General features: G+C 35.9%; 18 protein-coding genes. 5 read left to right on the top strand and 13 right to left on the bottom strand.

What is annotated here, in order from left to right:
* Positions 1 to 1059: 1059 nt before the first annotated feature.
* Positions 1060 to 1863 carry a hypothetical protein gene (locus tag HX004_RS07360; protein WP_286441753.1) on the bottom strand — a complete coding sequence of 268 codons (804 nt, stop codon included), beginning with the start codon at positions 1861 to 1863 and terminating at the stop codon, positions 1060 to 1062.
* Positions 1860 to 1997, bottom strand: a complete 138-nt coding sequence (locus tag HX004_RS07355; protein ID WP_286441751.1) for a hypothetical protein — start codon at positions 1995 to 1997, stop codon at positions 1860 to 1862. Before HX004_RS07355 ends, HX004_RS07360 begins: the two co-directional genes overlap by 4 nt.
* Before the next feature lie 179 nt (positions 1998 to 2176).
* On the opposite strand from HX004_RS07355, the gene HX004_RS07350 reads away from it, so the two are divergent.
* A complete protein-coding gene (locus HX004_RS07350; RefSeq protein WP_286441750.1) occupies positions 2177 to 3322 on the top strand; it encodes a serine hydrolase domain-containing protein in 1146 nt (381 codons plus the stop codon).
* Positions 3323 to 3470: 148 nt separating this feature from the next.
* Here HX004_RS07350 and HX004_RS07345 read toward each other — a convergent pair whose 3' ends face one another.
* Positions 3471 to 5681 carry a phage tail-like protein gene (locus HX004_RS07345; protein WP_286441748.1) on the bottom strand — a complete coding sequence of 737 codons (2211 nt, stop codon included), beginning with the start codon at positions 5679 to 5681 and terminating at the stop codon, positions 3471 to 3473.
* Positions 5682 to 5907: 226 nt separating this feature from the next.
* On the opposite strand from HX004_RS07345, the gene HX004_RS07340 reads away from it, so the two are divergent.
* On the top strand, positions 5908 to 6903 hold the full coding sequence (locus HX004_RS07340; protein WP_286441747.1) for a TlpA disulfide reductase family protein: 996 nt from the start codon (positions 5908 to 5910) through the stop codon (positions 6901 to 6903).
* A gap of 100 nt (positions 6904 to 7003) precedes the next feature.
* Here HX004_RS07340 and HX004_RS07335 read toward each other — a convergent pair whose 3' ends face one another.
* Positions 7004 to 7885 (bottom strand): hypothetical protein, encoded by an 882-nt coding sequence (locus tag HX004_RS07335; protein WP_286441746.1) that lies wholly within the window; start codon positions 7883 to 7885, stop codon positions 7004 to 7006.
* Between the two features lie 407 nt (positions 7886 to 8292).
* Between HX004_RS07335 and HX004_RS07330 the strand changes: the two genes are divergently transcribed.
* Both HX004_RS07330 and HX004_RS07325 read left to right on the top strand, forming a co-directional pair.
* Complete coding sequence (locus HX004_RS07330; RefSeq protein WP_286441744.1) at positions 8293 to 10632, top strand: TonB-dependent receptor; 2340 nt, start codon at positions 8293 to 8295, stop codon at positions 10630 to 10632.
* A 3-nt stretch (positions 10633 to 10635) separates the two neighbouring features.
* The gene (locus HX004_RS07325) at positions 10636 to 11799 is read left to right on the top strand and encodes a PepSY-associated TM helix domain-containing protein (protein ID WP_286441742.1); all 1164 of its coding nucleotides are present in this window, start codon (positions 10636 to 10638) and stop codon (positions 11797 to 11799) included.
* Positions 11800 to 11886: 87 nt separating this feature from the next.
* Here HX004_RS07325 and HX004_RS07320 read toward each other — a convergent pair whose 3' ends face one another.
* Genes HX004_RS07320 through HX004_RS07305 form a run of 4 tightly spaced genes read right to left on the bottom strand, consistent with a single transcriptional unit; the run spans position 11887 to position 13747 of the window.
* Positions 11887 to 12519: a nitroreductase family protein gene (locus HX004_RS07320; protein WP_286441740.1), complete on the bottom strand. Its 633-nt coding sequence runs from the start codon at positions 12517 to 12519 to the stop codon at positions 11887 to 11889.
* A gap of 7 nt (positions 12520 to 12526) precedes the next feature.
* Positions 12527 to 12895, bottom strand: coding sequence for a DUF1304 domain-containing protein (locus tag HX004_RS07315; RefSeq protein WP_286441911.1), 369 nt, complete (start codon positions 12893 to 12895; stop codon positions 12527 to 12529).
* 7 nt (positions 12896 to 12902) lie between these two features.
* The gene (locus HX004_RS07310; RefSeq protein WP_286441739.1) at positions 12903 to 13325 is read right to left on the bottom strand and encodes an organic hydroperoxide resistance protein; all 423 of its coding nucleotides are present in this window, start codon (positions 13323 to 13325) and stop codon (positions 12903 to 12905) included.
* A complete protein-coding gene (locus HX004_RS07305) occupies positions 13322 to 13747 on the bottom strand; it encodes a MarR family winged helix-turn-helix transcriptional regulator (RefSeq protein WP_286441738.1) in 426 nt (141 codons plus the stop codon). The genes HX004_RS07310 and HX004_RS07305 overlap by 4 nt, the downstream gene beginning before the upstream one ends.
* Positions 13748 to 13950: 203 nt before the next feature.
* Between HX004_RS07305 and HX004_RS07300 the strand changes: the two genes are divergently transcribed.
* A complete protein-coding gene (locus HX004_RS07300; RefSeq protein ID WP_286441736.1) occupies positions 13951 to 14451 on the top strand; it encodes a GNAT family N-acetyltransferase in 501 nt (166 codons plus the stop codon).
* Positions 14452 to 14653: 202 nt separating this feature from the next.
* Here HX004_RS07300 and HX004_RS07295 read toward each other — a convergent pair whose 3' ends face one another.
* Genes HX004_RS07295 through HX004_RS07275 form a run of 5 tightly spaced genes read right to left on the bottom strand, consistent with a single transcriptional unit; the run spans position 14654 to position 22124 of the window.
* A complete protein-coding gene (locus tag HX004_RS07295; protein WP_286441735.1) occupies positions 14654 to 15976 on the bottom strand; it encodes an alkaline phosphatase family protein in 1323 nt (440 codons plus the stop codon).
* 10 nt (positions 15977 to 15986) lie between these two features.
* Positions 15987 to 17405, bottom strand: a complete 1419-nt coding sequence (locus HX004_RS07290) for a RagB/SusD family nutrient uptake outer membrane protein (protein ID WP_286441733.1) — start codon at positions 17403 to 17405, stop codon at positions 15987 to 15989.
* A 10-nt stretch (positions 17406 to 17415) separates the two neighbouring features.
* Positions 17416 to 20568: a TonB-dependent receptor domain-containing protein gene (locus HX004_RS07285; protein WP_286441731.1), complete on the bottom strand. Its 3153-nt coding sequence runs from the start codon at positions 20566 to 20568 to the stop codon at positions 17416 to 17418.
* A gap of 7 nt (positions 20569 to 20575) precedes the next feature.
* Positions 20576 to 21172, bottom strand: a complete 597-nt coding sequence (locus HX004_RS07280) for an RNA polymerase sigma factor (protein ID WP_286441730.1) — start codon at positions 21170 to 21172, stop codon at positions 20576 to 20578.
* Positions 21138 to 22124 carry a FecR family protein gene (locus tag HX004_RS07275; protein ID WP_286441728.1) on the bottom strand — a complete coding sequence of 329 codons (987 nt, stop codon included), beginning with the start codon at positions 22122 to 22124 and terminating at the stop codon, positions 21138 to 21140. Before HX004_RS07275 ends, HX004_RS07280 begins: the two co-directional genes overlap by 35 nt.
* Positions 22125 to 22530: the final 406 nt, after the last annotated feature.

Below are 22530 nucleotides of genomic sequence, written 5' to 3'. Positions count from 1 at the left end.
TTTAGGAAAGATAAAATAAACCCCTATGGTTATAACTCCGTTGTTCAAAGTTCAAAATATACAGTAAACTTCCTATGGGCTATAGGTTCGTTGTATACATCCAAACTTATTGATTACGCACAAGTAGTTGACGCTACTTTGTATTGCAAGAGGGTTAGAATACCCTTCTGCATTTCTTCTTACAACAAAACCCCAAAGGGCTTTTGGAATTGATATTTTATTTTACATGATTTTGCACTCTAAAAGTAAAAAATTTCTCATTTTTTTCCAAAAGAAAACCAAAAATACTAGGGGAATTTGTTAAAGAGGCACGTATTGCGATAGTTTAGTTTAAAAACTGAACTATCCACGCACCAAAAAGTCGCAGTAGTACACCTATTGCGCTTACGAAATAGCTTGGTTCAACTCTCCCAAACGGCTAAGTCAATAAGAAAAGAAGCGAATAGACCCCTTTTAAGGAGTAAACATCTCTTCACCTTTTTCAATGTAATTTTTTTTTAATACGTTTTTGTTGCTTATTCTCACAATAGCAAAAGGGATTTCATTACACGCCTGTAAATGAAGAAAATCTCTCCATATTTATACCTACGAGTATAAGCTGACATTGATGTTAGAGATTAAATATCTCGTTTTTTGTTTGTTTAACCCTGCTCAAAATCTTTTATTTTGAGCGGGTACAACAAAAATAAATGCAAAAATAAGTTTAACCCCTAATAATTTCCCCTTTATGTAAATTTTCTAAAATCCCCCTTAATACACTGTCTCAATTTCAGATAACTTACTGTTTTCTTAGCTATACAAACGATGGTAATCTTAAAAATAAGCCTCGTCTATTTACAATATGATGATATACTTGAGCCAGTAGAAACAGATTTTTTTTCAACCTACGCCATTGTTGTTAGACACAGCAAGCGTACAGATTTTACGCCTATTTCTCCGTGCCAATAGTTTTTGTTTTGGGAGACGCAATAGCTAGAAAACACTGAGTTATAGGCTTTTTTTTTTTAGAAAAATATCGATTACGACCACTGTACTTCTTCTTTTAGCAGCCCATCCTAACTAATTTAAATGAGAAGAGGTCTTAAGTACAATCACCCCATACATCGCTATCGATCCATACATCGCAGTAGCTTCAACTCCTTTTAAGAGGAAAGAAGATAAAATATCCTCCTCCTTCAGTCGATTGAGATCTTCAAAGTAAATCATTTTATTGTCCACATAAATCAACGGTTGTTGTAAAGGATTACTTATATCAATTTCGTTTTTGTGAAACTCCTCCTCTATCTTTTTATACAAGTTTGATTTTTGAGTCTCTTCTCTTATCGGTTGGTTAACCAAGAGATTACGCATACCATTATAATAGGATCCTGAAGGGAGTTGCTGAATAAAAACATCCATTTTATCAGAAATAAGAGCGTCGTAAATCTGAACCAGTTTTGATCGTATTTCTCGATTACATCCCAGTGATTTCACAACATACTGTTGGTGTTCTACCCACTCCACCTCTAAAGAAGGGCAATCAATGACCATCTTAGATTTCAATGCTTGCACTTCCTTAAGTGTTACTATTTCATCTGGTCTTTTTGCCTCCATTTTAAACAGCTGTATTTCCTGTGTTTCGGAATTAATAAACAATCGTTGAAATTCAAAGGTGTCTTTCCAAGTGTATATTCCTCCTCCGCCCCAGATACGCACTATTTTGGTTGGTGACTGTTGGATGGAATCCAATTGATTTCGTTTTAATGTAGCACCTAAATTATCGTAGAATAACTCCGTTTTTCTATCTTGGAATATTTCAATGGTATTTTGACCATACCCAATAAACCCAACAAATAAAAATACAACTAAATACAAAAAATTCATGCCTTTTTCGTTACTTGATTGACAATTTCCTTCAAGAGTGCTTTGCGTTTTACTGCAGCTTCTTGCTCTTTTTGTTTCTTTTTTGCAATTTTATCTTTGACAATTTTGCGATTTGCGGGTGTATTTCTGCCCATAATTAATCTTATTATAGTGTTCCTAATCAATCGTACACCCTACAAAAGTAAGACAATTGCATCTATTCCCTTCTCCAAAGCCTCCTTTTCCACTACCTCACCTGAATTAAATTTGCATTTTCCCTTTCATACTCTAACTTTTTAGTACATTTCATCCCTAAACGCATTTAAACAATCATATGAAGCATTTTTTTTTATTTCTGATTTTGCTTGTTTCCTTAGAAAGTTGGGCACAATTACAAACTCAGTTTAAGAAAATTGTTGATTCTATTTACAATCAACATCCTGAAGCAATAGGTATTCTTGTTCATGTAGAGGCGCCCAATCAAAGCATTTCTTGGAGTTATGCCAAAGGTATTTCAGAAAAATTATCCACAACTCCATTAACAGCCCAACAACCTGTTTTGATTGCAAGTAATACCAAACCCTATGTTGCCGCTGCTATACTGAGATTAGTAGAAAAAAAGAAATTTACACTTGATCAATCGATTGCTACTTTACTAAGTACACAAACAACAAGTCAATTAAAAAAAAGTGGTTATAATTTACAACTTATTACTCCACGACATCTCTTATCTCATACTTCAGGAATTCAAGATTATGTTGATGAATCTTATTTTCAGCATATTAACGAACATCCTCAATATCAATGGACTAGAAATGAACAAATTGAACGTTCTCTTGCAATTGGCAAACCTCAGGAAGTGGGAACGCATTTCAGTTATGGCGATATCAACTATCTCCTCTTAACAGAGATTATTGAGCAACAAATGCAACAGCCTTTTTACATCGCTATTAGAACTTTATTAAAATACCAAGCATTAGGGCTAAATCATACTTGGTTTTTTCAATTAGAAGATTATCCCGTACATACCTTACCCTTGGCTCATCAATATGCAGCGAAATTACAATGGAATTCTTATCAACTTAACTCTTCTTGGGATTTATATGGTGGTGGTGGAATTGCGGCGACAGCTAAAGATGCGGCTCTATTCTTTCAGTACTTATTTGAGGGAAAAATCATTGAAGATAAGTCGCTTTTACAAAAGATGTACACCTATGTACTTCCTCCTGACCAATCCAAATATTGTCTTGGAATTTTTAATTTTGATTTGGGGTTTCCGGCCTATTATCACGGAGGTTGGTGGGGAACAGATGTTATTTATTCTCCCACCTCAAATGCTACAGTTACAGTTTTTACGCTACAAAAAGAATTTCAACACACAATCAATCCTTATATCGGCAAGGAGTTTCTTACCCTCTTGTTTAAGCAAGAACAACTATTTTCTTCTCCTTCTAGTGTCAATGAAGCATTGAAACAATAACAAAGTGCATTTCTTTCGATGCATAACAAAAACGACCTCCAAAATGGAGGTCGTTTCTTTTTGTTTCTATAAAGCTTAGCGCTTCAATTGTATAGTAATTGTAGCTTTGATGTAGGTGTACAATCTAATTTTCATCAAAGCCTATGGGTTATTTCACCCAATATTGAACAATTCGCCCTTCATAAACACTAGATGTACCAATTCTGTTGAATTTGTGTTGTCTCCAATTCGACCAACCTCCTCTACAACTACTTGCTCCTCCAAAATCATCAGTACTATCACTACACGTTCCAATATGATGATTCAGCTGAGCCTCTGTCCCCATATAAAGACCAAATAAATCATTGATATCGTATTTACGGAAAATAAAGGAGTTTCCAGCTCCAGCTGTTCCTACTGGATAAACATAGGCTACATTATTTGCTGCGTTTGTATTAGCAACATAACCTAAAGCACCATAAAATCCCGTAAAGAAACCAGAACTACTTGTCATTCCAGGAGGATTAACTGCAAACTGAACCCCATCAAAGTAATAATATTGACTTGATCCCGATGTTCCTGATTTTACAAGTGTTTTTCCAAAAATTTTCCCTTCCGTTGTGTTATTTGTATAGTTACCACTAAAATTACTTGTTGCTGGGTTTCCTGATAAAGTCGTTACATTCCAATAGTTGTCTTGTGTCCAACGATCGTTGATAGGAGCAACTGTTGTGCTTTCCACCTGTTGATAAGTTGCATTTGGATCTGTGGTATGTCCTTTTTCTTTAATAGTAAATCTAAAATTTTTCGTTGCACCTAGACTACTTCCTACGTTATTCACTACGGCAGCAGGTAAAGAGAAATTATATTCGTTAAACTTGCCATTCTGAGTCGTTACCATCCCTCTACCAGGTTGAGATCCTATGGATTCCGTCTGACTCTTGAAATCAACAAAAATAAATTTCTCTGACATTGATTTGACTAAAGTCCATCCCCCATTACTCATATCACAATACGTTTTAAACTTGTTATTGGAATTATCTTTCACCCAATAGTAGCCATCTGTTGCAGCAGGATTATCATCTAACACTTCCGTACAGCGATTGGCAGGTAGTACAAAGGTTCCTCTTCCACTCTTGGTCAATACAGTAAATGAACAGTTTGCAGCTGGCGTAGTAGGAATTGCAAAAGTATAGCTATTCGATCCAAGTGCGGCAGGTGTACCTTGTGCATATAGTCGAATAGAAGTTGTTGCATGTGTTATATTTACAGATCCAGTAGAAAACTTAACACCATTAATTGTCGGTGTTTCAAGTAAAATTGCACCAGGAGTAATAACATTGGCTATAGGAATATCTATATAGTGATTGCCTGTAACAGCTAAATCAGCAAAATAATCTCCATGCACCACAGCTTCTCCACATTTTAAGTTGAATTGAGTAGAAGCACCTAGTACAGTAATTTTAGGTAAATTACAATTTGCAACAACATCAATTCCATTAAATCTAACGGTTATTGCATTTTCAATTGGTCCGTTTACAGGAGATCCTTGACCTTCTAACACTACAATCTGATTACCCGTTTCTGTGAAAACACCAGAGCCAGAAAAAGAATAACCATTTCCTGTACTCACGAGGATTTGATACGTTCCCGGTTCCGATATATTTAAAGATAAAGTATAGGTATTTGAACTATTTAATGCGGTACCTTGCGTATAAATTCCCAATGGTCCAACGGGAGGATCGCAGTTCAAAAAGGTAAATACAGCAGGGTCATAAGTACCACACATACTCAACCAACGTTTCACTTGTCCATCATAATAATTCAAACAATTCGTTGTTGTATTAAAAATCAGTAATCCATTTGCTGGATTATCGATATAATTGCGTTCAATTGTTGTAAGTCGAGGAATTAAAACTCCCTTATTATTAAAGGTTACCTCCAATTGAGCTGTTTCGTCAATCCTATTTGTACCAATTCCCACCCTTCCATTTTGATAAATATCTTCATGATTCATCGAAGCCGGAAGTCCTGTTTCCATTGACATCCAAGGTTCAGAATCTTGGAGTTGCCACAAACTTGTATAAGCATTGTATACATAAATACCCGGATTATAGATAAAAGCTGTTGTAGGTCCACTTTCCGAATCATAATCCAACACATAGACCATGGTTCCATGTTGGTCTTCTCCGTATTTATCCGCATCTGCATCCAATTGAGCCACAGTTACCCGAGGCAATAGAAATCCGTTGGGAGGTCCGGAATTTGTAGTTTGTATTTCCATTGTTACTTTAGGATTTTTAGTATAGACTCCCACTTGAGCGAATATAGTAAAACTAATAAAGTACAAGGAAACAGCGAAAAATTCTTTTAGTTTCATAAATTATTATTTTTTGTGTGTTAATTTTAAAATATCGTATTAAAATTAAGCTTTTATTTATGTTAAATATCATATTAATGTTATTTTTAATCAAAAAACAATATACTTTATTTTAAACAATAACAAAATGAATAAAAAACAGTAAATTCACACAATATGAAAATATTTAACAGCAATTAGCCCATCTAAAATTGTACTTTAATAATTATAACTCCCTGATGTTAAAATGAAAAGCTATTTTTTCTTTCTTGTATTCCTCTTATGCAATCTTTTACAAGCACAAGAAGGATTTGAAATAACAGGTCAATTCACCCAACTATCTAAAAAAGCTAGGGTATTCATATACTATCAAGATCAAGTACTTGACAGTTGTGCAGTAAAAAACCAGGTATTTTCCTTACGTGGTCAACTTCCTCCAGGGCCTAATGATGTGCTTTTACGCGTGAAAGACGGCGATTTAATTCTCCAAGCCCCCTTATATATCGGCAATGAAAAATTGACCATTCACGCCTCAAAGGACGACTTTCCCTATGATATTCAAGCTGTTGGATCTAGTTATGATACCGATCGATATCACTATATGCAAAGTATAAAAAACAAACCAAAAGACGCTATTAATGAACTTATGCAACAGTTTATTACTACGCATATTAACACCCCTTTTGGGATAAAACTCTTTGATATGGCTAAAAAAAGCTTTAAAAAAGAAGAAATTGAAGTTTTATTCAATCAAATTAAACCTAATTTAAAATTTACTCCTGCAGTACTTTCTATTCAAAATTATCTTCAAACGCTTGATTTAGAACCAGGAAATGCTTTTATTAATTTCAATGCTTTTGACGTTGACAAACGCGAATTTGAATTTGCAAAGACCTTTAACGGTAAACCCGTACTGTTAATCTTCTCTAGTTTGTATTGCCATTGGTGTGAAAACACAATTCCTCTTCTGGAAAAGATGCACAAAAAACTAGGAAATCAACTCAATATTGTAGTTTTCTATATGGATGATGAAGTAGATGATGTTGTAAATTTCTCTAACAAAGCGGCGAGTCCTTGGATTTCTATATGGGATCCTACTCGAACATTTAGCAATTATATGCAGTATAACGTATATGCTACTCCCACTTTTTACTTATTTGATACACAAGGAAGGTTAATAGATAAAATTGAAGGGTTTACTGCGCACATTGACGAATTAATAGAGGGAAAACTAAACGAATGATTCTTCTTCATATTTACAAAAAAGAGCATGCTGTTTAACCAGCATGCTCTTTTTGTTATTTTTAATTGAATCTCCTTCAACCAACTGGTTGAGGTAAGGTTTACAGCTGAATAATTCCTGCTCCAGAAATTCTTCCACTTGCGTGAACGAAATCGTTCATGGATTGATTTTGTGCCGTTGACAATTTGCTGTAATTAATATCTAATTTTGATCGACTCATCGCTAAATCAAACAATTCTTTGTGAATTGCTTTTTGTCTTGCTGCATCAGTTGAGTTTTTGTACTCTTCCACCAACTCCATTTCTTTTTTGTACGAGGCAATTACATCCGCCTGATCTACATCGGGCAACACTAATTCAACCACATTAGATTCTGTAATTGTGTTTTCTCCATCAGCCATTTGGTTTGCTTGGTGAAATCCCTTTTCTTCTTCCACCAAAATAGCATCGTAAAAGGCAATAAATTCTGCCTTTGTAAAGAATTTATTAAAGAAATTTCCAACGGCTTTTTTGTCATACGTAATTTGCTCTTCGGGGTATTCTTCTCCAAGAAAATACGTACATCTGTAGAAATTGTTATCGATGAAAAGCGCATTGGTTGATTTGATGTTATCTTCATAACTAACGCCGTCAATCCACACTTCTCTCATCGTAGCCCCAAATTTGTCAAAATTGCCTTCTGTGGCATATACCATAGAATAAATATAATGTGGCTCTAAAGTTGGATTAATAATACCTCCCGAATTACTATAGAATACATTAAAAGCTGTTTGCTGATCGTTATACGTCAATTTGTGCTCACCTGTATCTAGTTTAAGGATTTCATAGCTATTAGGAGCTACTACATAGGTTTTGTCATCAATACCCACTTTTATTTCCTTTGTTGTTGGGTTAGATAAATAAAAATCTTGTCGTTTAAATGCATCATCACAACTGATGAACGTCATTATTGTTAGCAAAAATGCCAAAAATCTCAATTTCATAGTACTTCATTTTAAAAGGATGCAAAATTATCGAATTGAATCGCGCCATCCAAGGTTTGAACAGATTATTCCATCAATGACGTTCGTCCTTTTTTTGTCCTTTGCCTTGTAGAGTAATAGCCTTATCCCGTTTCAATACAGTTCTAAATAATTTAAGTACATTGAAAAAATCAGATTAAAAACACAATAAGCTTTAAGACAAGTAGGAATGCTTGGTTGGTTTATCTTTACAAAAAAAATAAAATTCCTCCCTAATTCATACATTCAATGAGTCAGGACTAACAGTTGATCTGATCTAGCTAAATTTTTATAAAAAAACACAATTCCTTAATTAGAATAATTCTAAAATATATTTACATTTGCGTGAATTAAAACAGATTTATTCTAAATAAAAACACTGTATTTTTATGCTATCATCAATAAAAAGTGTGAAGTTAAGAGCCCTTTTTTTGGGGCTTATTTTTATTTTTTCAACAACTACTTTGTTGGCTCAACACGTAGTTATTAAAGTTACAAATCAAGACTTACAAGCTGTTTATCAAGCGTCAATTTCGATTAACGGAGAAAATAAAGGGGCAACTAATGCTAGTGGGGAATTGGTTTTGGACTGGACTTCCTATCAAGATGCTACTTTATTAGTTACGGCAAATGGCTACCAAGAGCAAATTCTAACAGTGTTAAAATCAGAAGTAAAGTCCATTTTACCCGTACAATTGCAAGCAGCTGAACATGCTTTAAATGAAATTGTCATCACTGCGGGCCGACGTGCGGAAAATATTGCGACAATTCCATCTTCTGTGACGATTATCAATCAAGTAGAAATGGAAAAACAAATGGGACTAACCACCGATGTATCCATGATCTTAAGTAATCTCGTTCCTGGTTTAGGAAGTGCCACCAACAAAGGGACTTCCTCGGGTCAGACCTTAAGAGGAAGGCCTTTACTTGTTCTCATTGACGGTATACCACAATCTACCCCACTAATGAATGGAGCGAGAGATATTCGATCCATAGCACCCTTTGCCATTGAAAGAGTTGAAGTCATCAAAGGAGCTACGGCTATTTATGGTAATGGTTCTACAGGAGGCATCATCAATTATATCACCAAAAAAAATAAAGGCGAAAAACGATTGGGTGGAACAACCGTTTTAGGAACTTCTTTTAATCCAGCTAACAGCAGTGGTACATTGGGATATAAAGCATCACAATCTTTTGGAGGAACGTATAAAAACTGGAATTATATAGCAGGTGCTTCATTAGATTATACAGGTGTTCAACGCGATGGTGAAGGATTAATTCTCGGACAAACAGATGGTTTATCCAATACTTATCAAAAGAATCTGTTCGCCCAAATCACGTATAACCTCAATGAAAATTCTGCGATTCGCGCCTTTTACAATGGATATTCTAGTACACAACACGCTCGATATATTAGCAAGGTGGGAAAATATAACAGTGAGCCAACGATAGGCATCGCTGGAGTGGATCCTGGAGAAGACGCAGGAACTCCTTATAATCACAACATCATGCTTGGATATAGTCACAATAATCTATTTTCAGATTCTCAGTTGGATGTATCTCTCTATCTAAATTCTTTTCGTTCCATGAATCGCTATGTGGAAAATGGAACTGCTTGGTATGGTCCTGGCCAAACTAGAATCAACTCTAATAAAAAGGGAATTCGCTTTAATTTAAATACCCCTTTTATTGTAATGAATAGACCTGTGGAAGTTACGTATGGAATTGATGTATTAAACGACAAAACAGATCAAGATTTAACAGATGGAAGGGTGTATATTCCAACTATGAATATGGTTAACATAGCCCCTTATGCACAATTTAAGATAGACATACTAGATTATCTTATCCTTAAAACAGGTGTTAGATATGAAAATGCTTCGGTTAAAGTGAATGATTTTCACACCATCGCATCAGGTCCTGATAACCAAGGAAGTATTTTTGTACAAGGCGGAAAAATCCCATATAAAACTACTTTATTTAATGTAGGGATTCGCTATAATAAGTACAACTCCTTTAATCCTTTTGTTAGTTTTTCACAAGGATTTGCAATCAATGAATTAGGTCGAATTTTAAGAAGAGCTACTGAGAGTACATTAGATCAACTGGAAACAGAACCAATTATTACAAATAATTATGAAATAGGTTTTTCGAGTCGATTCTCTATTTTCAACTTTACAGGAGCCTATTACATCAGCACATCTAAACTAGGTGCTAATTTAGTTGATGTCAATGGGTATTTAGTTGCTCAACGCGAACCTGAACGTGTGCAAGGTTTTGAAATTACAGGAGAAGCGACCCTATCTCCCCAATGGACAGTTGGAGGTTCTTATGCCTATGTAGAAGGAAAAGCCACATTTGACGACGGAAGTAAAGTGTACCTAAATGGCGGGCGTATTTCACCTCCAAAAGCAACGGGGTTCGTTTACTATACCCCAACAGACAAGTGGAGTATTCAACTTTATTGGTTGTTTTCAGGAAGTAGAGATCGCTTTGATGCAAATGAAAAGGGGAAATACAAAAACAGCGAAGGAGCAGTAAAAGATGTCCATCTATTTAACTTAGCGACTACCTATACAATTAACAAAGCTTGGAAAGCGAATATTGGTATAGAAAATTTATTCAATAAGACATACTATCCAGTTGTCAGTCAATACCGTGCTCTAGATGCAGATTATGTTAGAGGAAATGGAATGCAAGCCAACCTAAGTATTCAGTATAACTTTTAATCCATGAAGAAATTTCTTTTAGGGTTACATAAATGGCTGGGATTACTTACGGGGATTATAGTGATTATTGTCAGTTTAACAGGGGCTATCTATGTTTTTCACGATGATCTAAAAAAAATCATTTACCCCAATCATTATTATCTCAATACAAAGGAGGTAGAATACCGTCAGTCTCCCTTACCTTATTCAGAAATTGAATACCTAGCCCAACAAGCAGTAGGAATGGAATATCCTATTAATCGCGTGGATATTTATCCTGCTAAAAATAGAACTTGGGTATTTCGCTCTTTAAAAACCACCAAAGAAGCTTTTGGCATTCATCAGGAAATCCTATACTACAAGAGAGTCTTTATAAATCCTTATACGGGGGAAGTACAACAGGTAGAAGATACCCAATACGAATTCTTTTATCAGGTATTACAGCTCCATCGCAACCTTTGGTTAGGTAGTAAATATGGGGGTTGGTTTGTTGGAGGTAGCACGGTTTTATTCCTAATCATTTGCCTAACGGGAATCTATTTATGGTGGCCCAAAAAATGGAAGGGAAAAACACTTAAACGCAGCTTTGCATTTGATTTTTCAGTTCATTGGAAGCGATTAAATTATGACTTACACAATCTACTGGGGATGTATAGTTTTTTACTCGCTCTTATCATTGGTTTCACAGGTATTCTCTTTGCGTTTCCAGCGTTTAGTACACAGTTAGAAAAAACTTTAAATAAGGTAGATGAAAAGAAATTTCAACTTATGGAACCCGTTGTTTATGATACTGTTCATCAAATACTTCCAAGTACATTAGATAATGCTTTATACTACGTCCTTCAAACCTATCCGTCAGCCGATATGATATCTTTGAGAATTGGAGATAAAGAGAGTACAGCACACAATTTACAAGTAAGACTCGAACAAGACAAAACAAGTAAATTCCAATGGCTCTTTTTTGATAAAGTTACAGGACAAATCACTTCCTTAAAAGATCATACCTATCAAACCCTTGCTTTAGGAAGTAAAGTTAATTCGTTAAAATACGACTTGCATGTAGGAACAATCTGGGGTTATCCTACTAAAATCACAGCCTTTATAGGCTCCCTAATTTGTGCTTCTTTACCGCTCACTGGATTTGTTATTTGGTACAATAAATCAAGAAAGAGAAAAAAGAAAAAATAATTCAAGCGGATGAATTTATATTCACAAAAAAAAACAGGCCATGCGATCTAATCCTATGGCCTGTTTTATTAATTTGCATTATCATTTTTAAAATTCCAATACAAACTCTTCTTTTGGTACTCTCACCTTTTTCATCGGTGCAATCCAGTCGTTTTCAGCATCTGCATAACCAATATACATGAGAGAGACACTTTTCAAACCATATTGCTGTAAATTTAATACTCGATCTACCACTTCATTACTAAATCCTTCCGCAGGAGTTGAATCTACTCTTAATTCTGCTGCTTGTGCTAAAGCTAGTCCCAACGCAATATAAGTCTGACGAGCTGCATGCGCAAAATTCATTTCACTTGGTTGATTTAAATAAATTTCTTTTAACTTGGTGGTATAACTATCAAATCGCCCTCTTGGCAATTCTCTTTGATCGGTTGTAAAATCGTAAACCGAATCAATTCTCTCTGCGGTGTATTTATCCCATGCTGCAAAAATCAAGACATGAGAACAATCTCTCATACATTCGGGGTTTAAAGCCCCTTCTGCTAATTTCTCTTTTATTGCTTGATCTTTTACAACCAATAATTTAAAAGGTTGAAGTCCAGAAGAAGTTGGTGCCAATCTGGCCGCTTCAATAATTTTATTTAACTGTTCTTCACTTACTTTTTTGTTCGAGTCATAGGCCTTTACGGCATGTCTCCAGTTCAAATTTTCTATTAATGACATGAATTTATTATTTTGAAATTAGTAAACACAATAGGGCTAAAACAGCAGGTAGTCCCTGAATAAAAAATATCTTTTTAGAGGCCGTTATTCCAGCAAAAATCCCAGCAGCTGCAACACAGCTCAAAAAGAATATGCGAATATTAAAACTCCAAATCGGATCTGTAATGACAAAGGACCAAAGTAAACCCGCAACTAAAAAACTATTATATAATCCTTGATTTGCGGCAAGGCCCTTTGTTGGTTTAAAAAGCTCGTGAGGCAGAGATTTTCCAAATACTTTTTTGCCTGCTGTTTCCCATGCGAAAATCTCCATCCACACAATATAACTATGTTCTATAATCACCAAGATAGTTAGAACGATGGCTATTAATTGTATCACCTGCCTAATTGGTTGACACCGTTAACTCTACTTCTATGTTACCACGAGTTGCGTTAGAATAAGGGCAAACTTGGTGTGCGCTTTCTATCAATTCTTTCGCTTGTTCGATTGTAACTCCAGGTATATTTGCATGTAACTGTACCGCAAGTCCAAACCCTTCATTATCTAACTGACCTATACTTACATTCGCACGAACTGTTGTTACTCCAGTTTGAATCTTCTTTTTTTTGATCACTAAATTTAAGGCACTATCAAAACAAGCCGAATATCCAGCTGCAAAAAGCATTTCTGGATTGGCATAGTTATCATTACTTCCTCCTAATGCTTTAGGCATACGAACTTCAAGATCTAGAACGTCATTCTCACTTTTTACTCGACCACTTCTACCTCCAGTAGCTGTAGCCCCTATTTCATACAATTTTTTCATTTTTGTTTATTTAAAATTTTTGTTACAACCGCTTTTAACTCTAGCAATTCAGCTTCCGAAACTTGCATAGATTCCATTAGTTTTTGAGGAATATCTTTTGCCCTTTCTTTTAAAGCCTTTCCCTTTTCTGTCAATGACAATTTGACCACACGCTCATCTTCCGTTCCTCTGATTCTCATGATCATCCCCTTTTGCTCCATTCGCTTTAATAAAGGGGTCAGTGTACCACTATCTAAAAATACCTTCTCACCTAATTGACCAACTGTCTGCTCCTTTTCCTTCCACAGTACCATTAATACTAAATATTGGGGATAAGTAATATCCAAAAGGTCTAAATGAGGTCGATACTGACTGATTATTTCCTTAGCAAGTGCATAGATGGGAAAACAAATCTGATTTTCAAGTTCTAGTGAGTCTTTCATTTGATTAAAATATAAAATCGTTATACAAAGGTAAATTAATTATATTGTGCACAATATAATTTTACAAAACATTAATAATGTTCTACTCTATTTACATTAGTTTTTCTTTATTTCCAACTTCTTTTACAGCCATACGTCATAAATAAAAACCCTTCTTTTTCCATTTCCCTATCTTTGCCTTTTAAATGCTGTCACTCTAAAAAATGGAAAAATCTACAATACGTCCTTTAGTTTCTTCTGATATTGATCAAGTGATAACTGTATTGAATCAGGTTAAACAAATGATGTTCTCTAATGGAATTGACCAATGGGATGAACATTATCCCAATGCAGAAACGATCCAAATGGACTTACAGAATCAACAAGCCTATGTCTATACTGAAAACGAAGCGATATTGGCCTATATGGTATTAAACGAAGCTTATGACATCGAATACGAAGCTTTAAAATGGAGTACTTCTACTCCCTTCCTTGTAATCCATCGGCTTTTTGTTCAACCCGCTGCTCAGGGAAAAGGCATCTCCAGTCAAATGATACAATTCGCAGAAACGTATGCCAAAGCCAAAGCCTATGCTTCCATTCGCTTTGATGCCTATGCTTTAAACAATACAGCCAATGCCGTATACCTCAAAAAAGGATATATTCATGTGGGAACTGTTCAGTTTCGAAAAGGAGTGTTTAACTGCTATGAAAAAGCTATTTAATGCTTACACATCCAAAACATAAATCACTCAAAATTACTAACTTATACAATAAATCATAACCATCATTTTCATGATTCCTCTACCTATTTCCCACAAGAGTTTTTATCAAAGCTTATTTAAAATAAAACGAAGTAGCTTATGTCAAAAAAAAAGAGTGAAGATTATCCCTTCACTCCTTTTCCGTTAAATATAAATGATTACTTTATTTTTTTGAGTCAAAAAGAGGAAGGTAAACGCCCTCTGCTTCTTCCATATTAAAGCCCAACACTGTACTGATGATTACGGGAATATCTTCTAGGTTTAATTGATCTACAACTAATCCTGCTTTTAGTCCTTTACCATAAGCAACAAATCCAGTATAAATCTCGTGGAAATTGGGATAATATCCATGCTTCCCTCCTTTACTAGTGGTGATTACTTCACCAGTAGTTTGATTGGAAAAAGCATACCCCAGTTTTCCTGATAGGGCTAGTTTCGCTTTGGTTTCTCCCCCTCTAGCTCGAATCATGGATTGGTCAATCAGTTCAAACATTGCTTGATAGCGCTCCGGTAGTTGGCGAATTACTTTTGTTACTTCCTCTACAATCTTTTGATCTTTTGGATTCTTGACTTGTAATACCGTACTTCCTCCTGTAGAGAAGAAAAAAGCACGGTCTAATAGTCCGGCTTCTTTTAACCAAATATTGGGTGCAATACTAAAATCCGTCGAGACAAAGCCGTGATCTCCCGTTACAATTAACAAGGTTTGCTCTGCCAATCCTGCTTGAGTTACAGCATCCCATATATTTCCAAGGGCTTTATCTGCTCCTGCAATTGCACGGGCTACTTCCTTTCCTTCTCTTCCCTCGCTATGTTGAGCGCCATCTGTATTGGGCAAATGGAGGGTCAACAAATTGGGCTTATACGTTTTGATGAGGTAAGCCGCACTGCGTCCTAAATTCTCATCCATTGCTAGGCTACTTAAATTTAGCTGATTGTAGTGAATTTGCCCCAAAGCTTGCGCCATAACCTCATCAAATAATCCCTTTGGATTCGCATACAATTTGGTTGGGGTAATGCGATCCATTGGGCGATCAAAATCCCATATTTCGGGTAAATTATAATCAATAAACGCATTGTGTAAGGTAATGGGCCAAGAAACCGAAGCGGTTGTTAAACCTTTTTCTTTTGCTTTTTCCCATATCGTCGGCACTTGAATGTCTTTGCTATCGTAAATCCACTCGCCAGGTTGTCCATTTTCGCCTACGGTTGTATTATAATACACCCCATGTTTGTGCGGTAAGGTAGCGGTAGACAACGTAGTATGAGAAGGGTAAGTTACGGAAGGGAAGATTGTGCGTACTCCATTGGCTGAGACTCCTTCCTTAGCCATTTGTTTTAAGTTAGGCGTTCCCCATTGTTCTTCTTGATAGAATTCTGGACGAAAACCATCAATACTCACCAAGATAACGTGTTTTATTTGTTGTGCCCAACTTGTACATCCCACGATACAGCTAAGACTTAATGTTAAAATTATTCTTTTCATATCCATTTTCTTATTTAAATAAAGGCATAATATAAGGGCTATTCTTATGCGTTACTAACACCTTATTCATATCGTATTTCATGGTTACTGTTCCCGTTGTTGGATTGGTTGTAAAATCATCCATCCCTGCCTTAGTGGGAATAAAATCGGGAATCAACGCCTTAGTGTAAGCAGCAGAAACGTTTGAATTATTCCCTGCTTCAATTTGAGAAATAGGGTATTTAATTCCCAAATCGCTCAAACGACGCCCTTCGCTAATAAAGATTTCCTGACGCAATAAGTAAATCGTATACAACAATTCATCAGCGGAAGTGATCCCTTCAATATCTGCTTTTGTCACCTTTGTTCCTGATATCTTACTCACCAATACTTTTCCTTTTTGGCGATCTACAACATACCCTTCTCTTTCTGGCGAAGAAGCATCAAAGCGCACCTTCACTTCTCTTAGTGGATAATCTGAACGAATACCTCCATTTCGCGTTTCTCTTTTATCGTCAACTAATTCTGTAGGTCTAGCAGCTACCACATCCAACAATTGATTGAGGTAGTGTTTACTTCCTGCAAGATCTTGTGTAGCTAAAGCAATTTCAGCCAATATTAAATAAGCTTCTTCTCCTTTGGCTAATGCCAGTGATTTCTGATCATTTTGAGGTGTTCCTACAGAGAAAAACTTTGGGTCGAGGTAATCTAAACGCGGTAAGGGAGCCAAGCGATTTGGCAAAGCGTCATAGGTTGCATTTTGCATTTCATTGGGTACACTATTTTTCCCGTCAAACTGAATATTATACAACAAATTGGGTGTAGTAATAGCCTTTGTCGCATATTGTTGTGCCTCCGTTTTGTTTCCCAAACGGTAATAAGCCCGAGCAATAAACAAGGCATATGCATTTTTTATTTCTGCTTTGGTTTCCAAGGCATACGCTTTTGCAAAGTGATCTACTGCTCTTTTTAACATTTCTTCTGCTGTAATGACTTTTCCTAAATTTGATTCAGGTAAACCAATAAACAGCTCTCCTCCTAACAAATGAGCATATCCTTTACAGAAATTCATAAAAGCAATGTCTGCTTCCGTCAAGGTTGGATCTTTGGGTAACACCACTTCTAAACCGTAAGTAGCCATTTCACGTAGGGCTTGAATACTCGCTTGTAGGTTATTGACATCTGGATCAAAATAATCAATTTGCGGTTGATCAAATACTTTGGAGTATTGGGTGTAATTATTGAAATAATTGTCTGAAGTAATTTCTGCATTAATTACGATAATGTTAGTGGTCAATGCCAACTGTTTTTGTAAGCCAATCACCCAACTATGACCTGCATTGGGTTTATTTAAATAACTGTCTTCTGTTACATATGGATTATCCACACAACTCACCGTTGTTAAGGCTAAGGTAAAAACGAAACTTAAAGCAATACTTATTTTTTTCATGATGGTCGACTTAGAAATTAATTTTAATAGATCCTAAAAATTGTCTTGGTGCAGAGTAAGTTGCATATGCAATCCCCCCTGTTGAAGCCCCTCCTTGTCCTTGAGCTGCTCCACTAATTGTTGCTTCAGGATCAAAAGAAGAAGCAGTAAAATTGAATGGATTAGCCACGGTAAATCCAAAGGTGATCGATTGATATAAACTAGGGTTTGATGGTCTTAGATAATACGATAAACCAATCGTTCTAATTTTGAGGTAATCGGTTTTTTCCACAAAGCGATTGGTGAGGTTCAACCAGTTAGTTCTACCATTTTTCTCAATTTCTTCTTTGGGCACAAAATCATCCGATGCTCCGTAATTATATCTAAACTGAGCATCCCAATTCGCTGCATATCCTCCTGTTTGATAGTTAGCATTGGCAAATAGACTCCAGTTTTTATAGCGGAGATTCAATCCAATATTACCAAATACTTCTGGAATTGTGCTTCCTAAGTAAGCTTGTGGAATTGTTTCTTTCAGGGTTCCATCCTCTCCTATTACTCCGTAGTTTCCGCGAATAAATCCAACAGGTTTTCCTTCTTCTACTACGGTTTGCAACGTTCTCGAACTGAATCCATTAATATTAAACGCTGGTGCTCCACCTGTGCTCAGCACTTTGTTTTTTAAGGTATTTACCGATCCTGTTAAGGTTACATTCCAATCTTGTGCAGACACAACTTCCAACGCAAAATTCATCTCAAATCCTTTATTCTCAATTTCTCCAATATTGTAAAGTTGACTTTTCGTATATCCACTAGATGGTGCTGGTGGTACATAAAACAAGGCATCTTTCGTTTTTGAATAATAGTATCCTACAGAAAGTGTTAAGCGATTGTTCCAAAAGGAAGCATCTACTCCTGTTTCCCAGGTATGCGTTTTCTCAGGGCGTAAATCATCATTTCCTGGTTGACTAAAACGCGTCGCTTGTTCACCTAAGTAACCATCAAAAGAAACCGTTTTTTCGTTGGCATAAGCAGGAGGTAAATTACCTGCAACACCATAACTTCCACGCAATCGCAAAGCATTAACTACTTGATTGGCAAACCAACTTTCTTGCGACATCATATAGGATACCCCTACTTTAGGATAATATTGTACTCCAATATTCTTTCCAAATGAGGGATTTCGATCTCCACGCACTCCTAAATCCAAAAACAATTTGTCCTTATAGCCTACATTTTCAGAAAGGTAAAATCCATAATTCAGGACTTCACTGATGTATTCATCACTGGTGCGAATTGCCGCTTCGGAAATAGAATATGCTCCATCTCGGATGTTGCGTCCTTCAATCATCGTTTGATTATCTGAGTTTCTAAACAATTGACCTCCAACAGTAGTAATAAAGGAGAAATCACCTAGGTTGATGTTGTGTTGTCCGTTGAACTCTACGGTTAGCCCCAAATACTTACGCTGTATCTTTTGAATACTTCCTTGATCTTTAATCAACTGTCCTTTGGTGGCAGTTAAATACTCATTTGTTTCTATATTTTCCTGATCTTGAATGCGATAATCCAATCCTCCTACCAATTTAAACGATAGATTATCCAAGGGATTGTATTTGAATTGTTGAGAAGTAGTAAAGCGGTTTACTGTAATATTATTGTCTTGTAAGCGCTCTGCATTATCGACAAAAGCTTTCATCGCTGCAAATTCATCAGCTGTAAGTTCATCTAGGCGATTTTTAAAACCGGGTCCAGTAATTTTAGATGCTCCATCTTCTGCAAACCACAAGCCTGTATATCCCCCTTGATTTCCGTTTCTATTGCGCTTATAGGCATTGTGCACATAGAGAAAGGAACTTTCATAAGTAATTTTTTCCGAGAGTTTGGCGTGAAAACCAGAACTTAAATCAAACTTTTGATTTTCGTTTTGTTTGTGAATTTGTACACCAGATGAATTTTGATAACTCGTTGAGAAATTATAACCAAAACCACTGTCTGATTCTCCATTGAGGTTTAAGCGATATTTTTGATAGAATCCATTTTCAAACAATAGGTCTTTCGTACGATCAAAATACAAGAAATCCGTAGTAGGTGTTTCCACTCCCATTTCGGTATATACATTAACGTAGGTTCCTGGCATTCCTCTCTTTTTTGTAAAGATTTGAATCACCCCATTAGCGGCATCTGATCCATATAAAGTAGTCGCAGCACCTCCATTGATGAATTCAATTTTTTCAATATTATCCATGGGAATATCGGCGATCGAACTCATTGAAGCTCCTTGTGCACTTCCACCTAGAGCTGCACGTGTATTATTGTTATCTAAGCGCACCCCATCAATATAGATAATTGGTGTACTACTCAAAAAAGCTGAATTCACCCCTCGAGAGCGAATCAAAGAAGTAGATCCCGCTTGACCTCCCGTCAAATTAATCTGAGCATTGGGTAACTTCGTTGCCAGTAATTGATCTACGCGTTGAGCGGGAATTTTCTCTAATTCACTGGCTTTGATTACAGTTACATTGTTCGCTAAACGTTTTTTCTGTACATCAGCTCCTTGTCCTGTAACGACAATCTCACTCAACATTTGATTGTCTTCTTCTAATTTCACCAAAAGATTGAGGTTATTTTTTGTAAAACTCAGGTCTTTGGTCTTATAGCCCATAAAGGAAAACGAAAGCGTAATAGGCGCTTTGGTTACTGTAAGTGTAAATTGCCCCTCTATATCAGTTACTGCAATAAACTCATTGTCTTTATCACGCACATTTGCTCCAATAATAGGAAGTCCATCTTGATCTACGACTTTTCCTTTAAATTCTAAGATTCGCTCTTGCACTGTTGCATTGGATTTGACCAATATCTGATTGCCTTGAGTTTGAAAAGACACATCCGCCTTAGTAGCAATATGGCGTAGTAAACTATCCAGTGAATCGTATTCTGCAACAAATTCATACGTCTTACTTACAGGAATATCCCCCGTCATATAAACAAAATGTTGTTGAGTTTGTGCCTCTACTTGTTCGAATACTTGTTTTAACGTGGCTTGATTTTGGGTTAGTTTTAGTTTCGTCGTTTTCTTTACTTGCCCCTGTATTTGCTCGTTTGGGACGGCAGATAAGGCGGAGGCTTGTGTGGCAATACTAGCAAAGGTTAAGGTAGCTAGTAAAACGCTTTTTTTCATCATGGTGTTGTTATTTAGTTTTATTTGTTTGGGTTAATGTCAGGGCTATTGTCTTTAATGCAATGTGCATATGACTTTCAATAGTTTTCACAGATAAATCTAAGATGTCGGCAATCTGTTGGTATTTCAGTCCATCGATACGACTCATCTCAAAAATGCGCCTTGATTTAGGTGGTATCTTATCGATAATCTTCAAAAGAGCTTGTCGTAGATCTGCTTCTTGTTCTGATTGAATAATATCATCTTCGATCGTCGTCACATAATGCTTGTGCTCGACCGTTTCAAACTCTAAATCCAACATGGTTTTTCGCGTGATTTTTTTCTGTTGAAACAGCATATTCTTTGTCATGGTAAAGACATAAACCTTGGGATTTTCAATCTTGCTTAATGCTTCTTTCTTTTGCCAGATATAGTAAAAAACGTCCGATATTTTTTCTTCAACGAGGTATACGTCTTTTTCATAACTCAATGCAAAACGGCATAAATACTGGTAATACTTGACATAAAACTGTTCAAAAGCGAGTCTATTTCCCTGAGCTATTTCTTGAAACAACACCAGATCATCTTCTGGTTTAGGGCTGCTTTTTTGATAGAGGATATTGGGCATAAGGTTCGATTAAATAATTGGTATTGTTTAAGGTGATGGTACAATTTGCTATAAAAGCTAAAGCCTGAATGAATTCGTCTAGGGTTGTTTGATCAAATACACCTGTGATTCGCTTTTGAGCTAAAAGAGAATCCTGAATGACAAAAGTGACTCCGTAAAATTGATTGATTTGCACTAAAGCTTGGCCTAAAGGAATATTGTCAAATACCAACCTTTCATTGCGCCAACTCATTTGTTGTTCAACATTGGTTTTGAATCGCTGGACTTCTCCCAAGCTGGTATTCCACAGCAATTGTTCATTGGGTTTAAGATAGAGCTGTTCACCATTACCCAATTTAGCGAGTACTTTTCCTGATAATAGAGCTACTTTTTTCTCTTGTCCCAGAGTATTTACACTAAATTGTGTACCTACTACTTCAATCTCTAAATCTTCGTGTCTCACCACGAATTTCTTGTGTACATTTTTTACAACATCAAAAAAAGCTTCCCCTTCTAACCAAGCCAAGCGGATAGAATCATTTTGGGTATATTGCAAACGCGCTTTTCCATTGAATACGACCATACTACCATCTTCTAAAGTGATTTTTTTGCGCACACCTGGTAAATTGGTATATATGCGATATTCAGCGTGAAGTGGATCTACAGCAGATTGAAATAATACATAGGTTGCCATAAAACTGCTAATCAACACCAAAATTGTACAAGCTATTTGGAAATATCGCGTGCTAAAAAGTCTTTTCTTTTGCATGTGTTGTTGAGATTGACCTTTGGCCTTTTGCCAAATTTCGCCATTGGTAGGATAGGACTTCCACAACAAACAGTAGGTGTCATACATGCTTTTTAACTCTTCATCAAAAAGCAAATCTATTTCAAAAGTGATTCGTTCTTCTTCAGTATATTCTTTCGTGAGATACTGAATACATCGGTGTTTATTTATTTCTTGTTCACTCAAAACTAATCAGGCGTTTGGTTTAGTAAAGGAGTGAAATAATTGATTTTACACCTAGAATTTAAGGTTATTGAATTGTTAGGGAATTATTACGATTTTTTTGGTTGTTGAGCGTGGTCAAGTTTCAATTAAAGGAGGTAATTCTTTATTTCAGTAAAATCTATCATAACTGATAAATGATAACCGATCCCTTTACAAAATCCACGTTTTACGATTTTACATCTCGAAAAAAATAAAATGATACACCAATTTAACACAAATACCTACAATTAAATTAAAAATAATCAAAAATAACATTGTCAAAAACAATATTATTCAATATATTAGCAATTATATTTTATTTCTCCTTTTGAAATAGGTATTCAAAAAAATGTCACAATATCCTCATGGAGTAATAAATACTTGCTCG

It is taken from the genome of Myroides sp. 1354, assembly GCF_030324495.1.
GTDB lineage: Bacteria > Bacteroidota > Bacteroidia > Flavobacteriales > Flavobacteriaceae > Flavobacterium.
The sequence above is the reverse complement of the archived record's forward strand: the minus strand, read 5'-3'. Positions and strand labels throughout refer to the sequence as shown.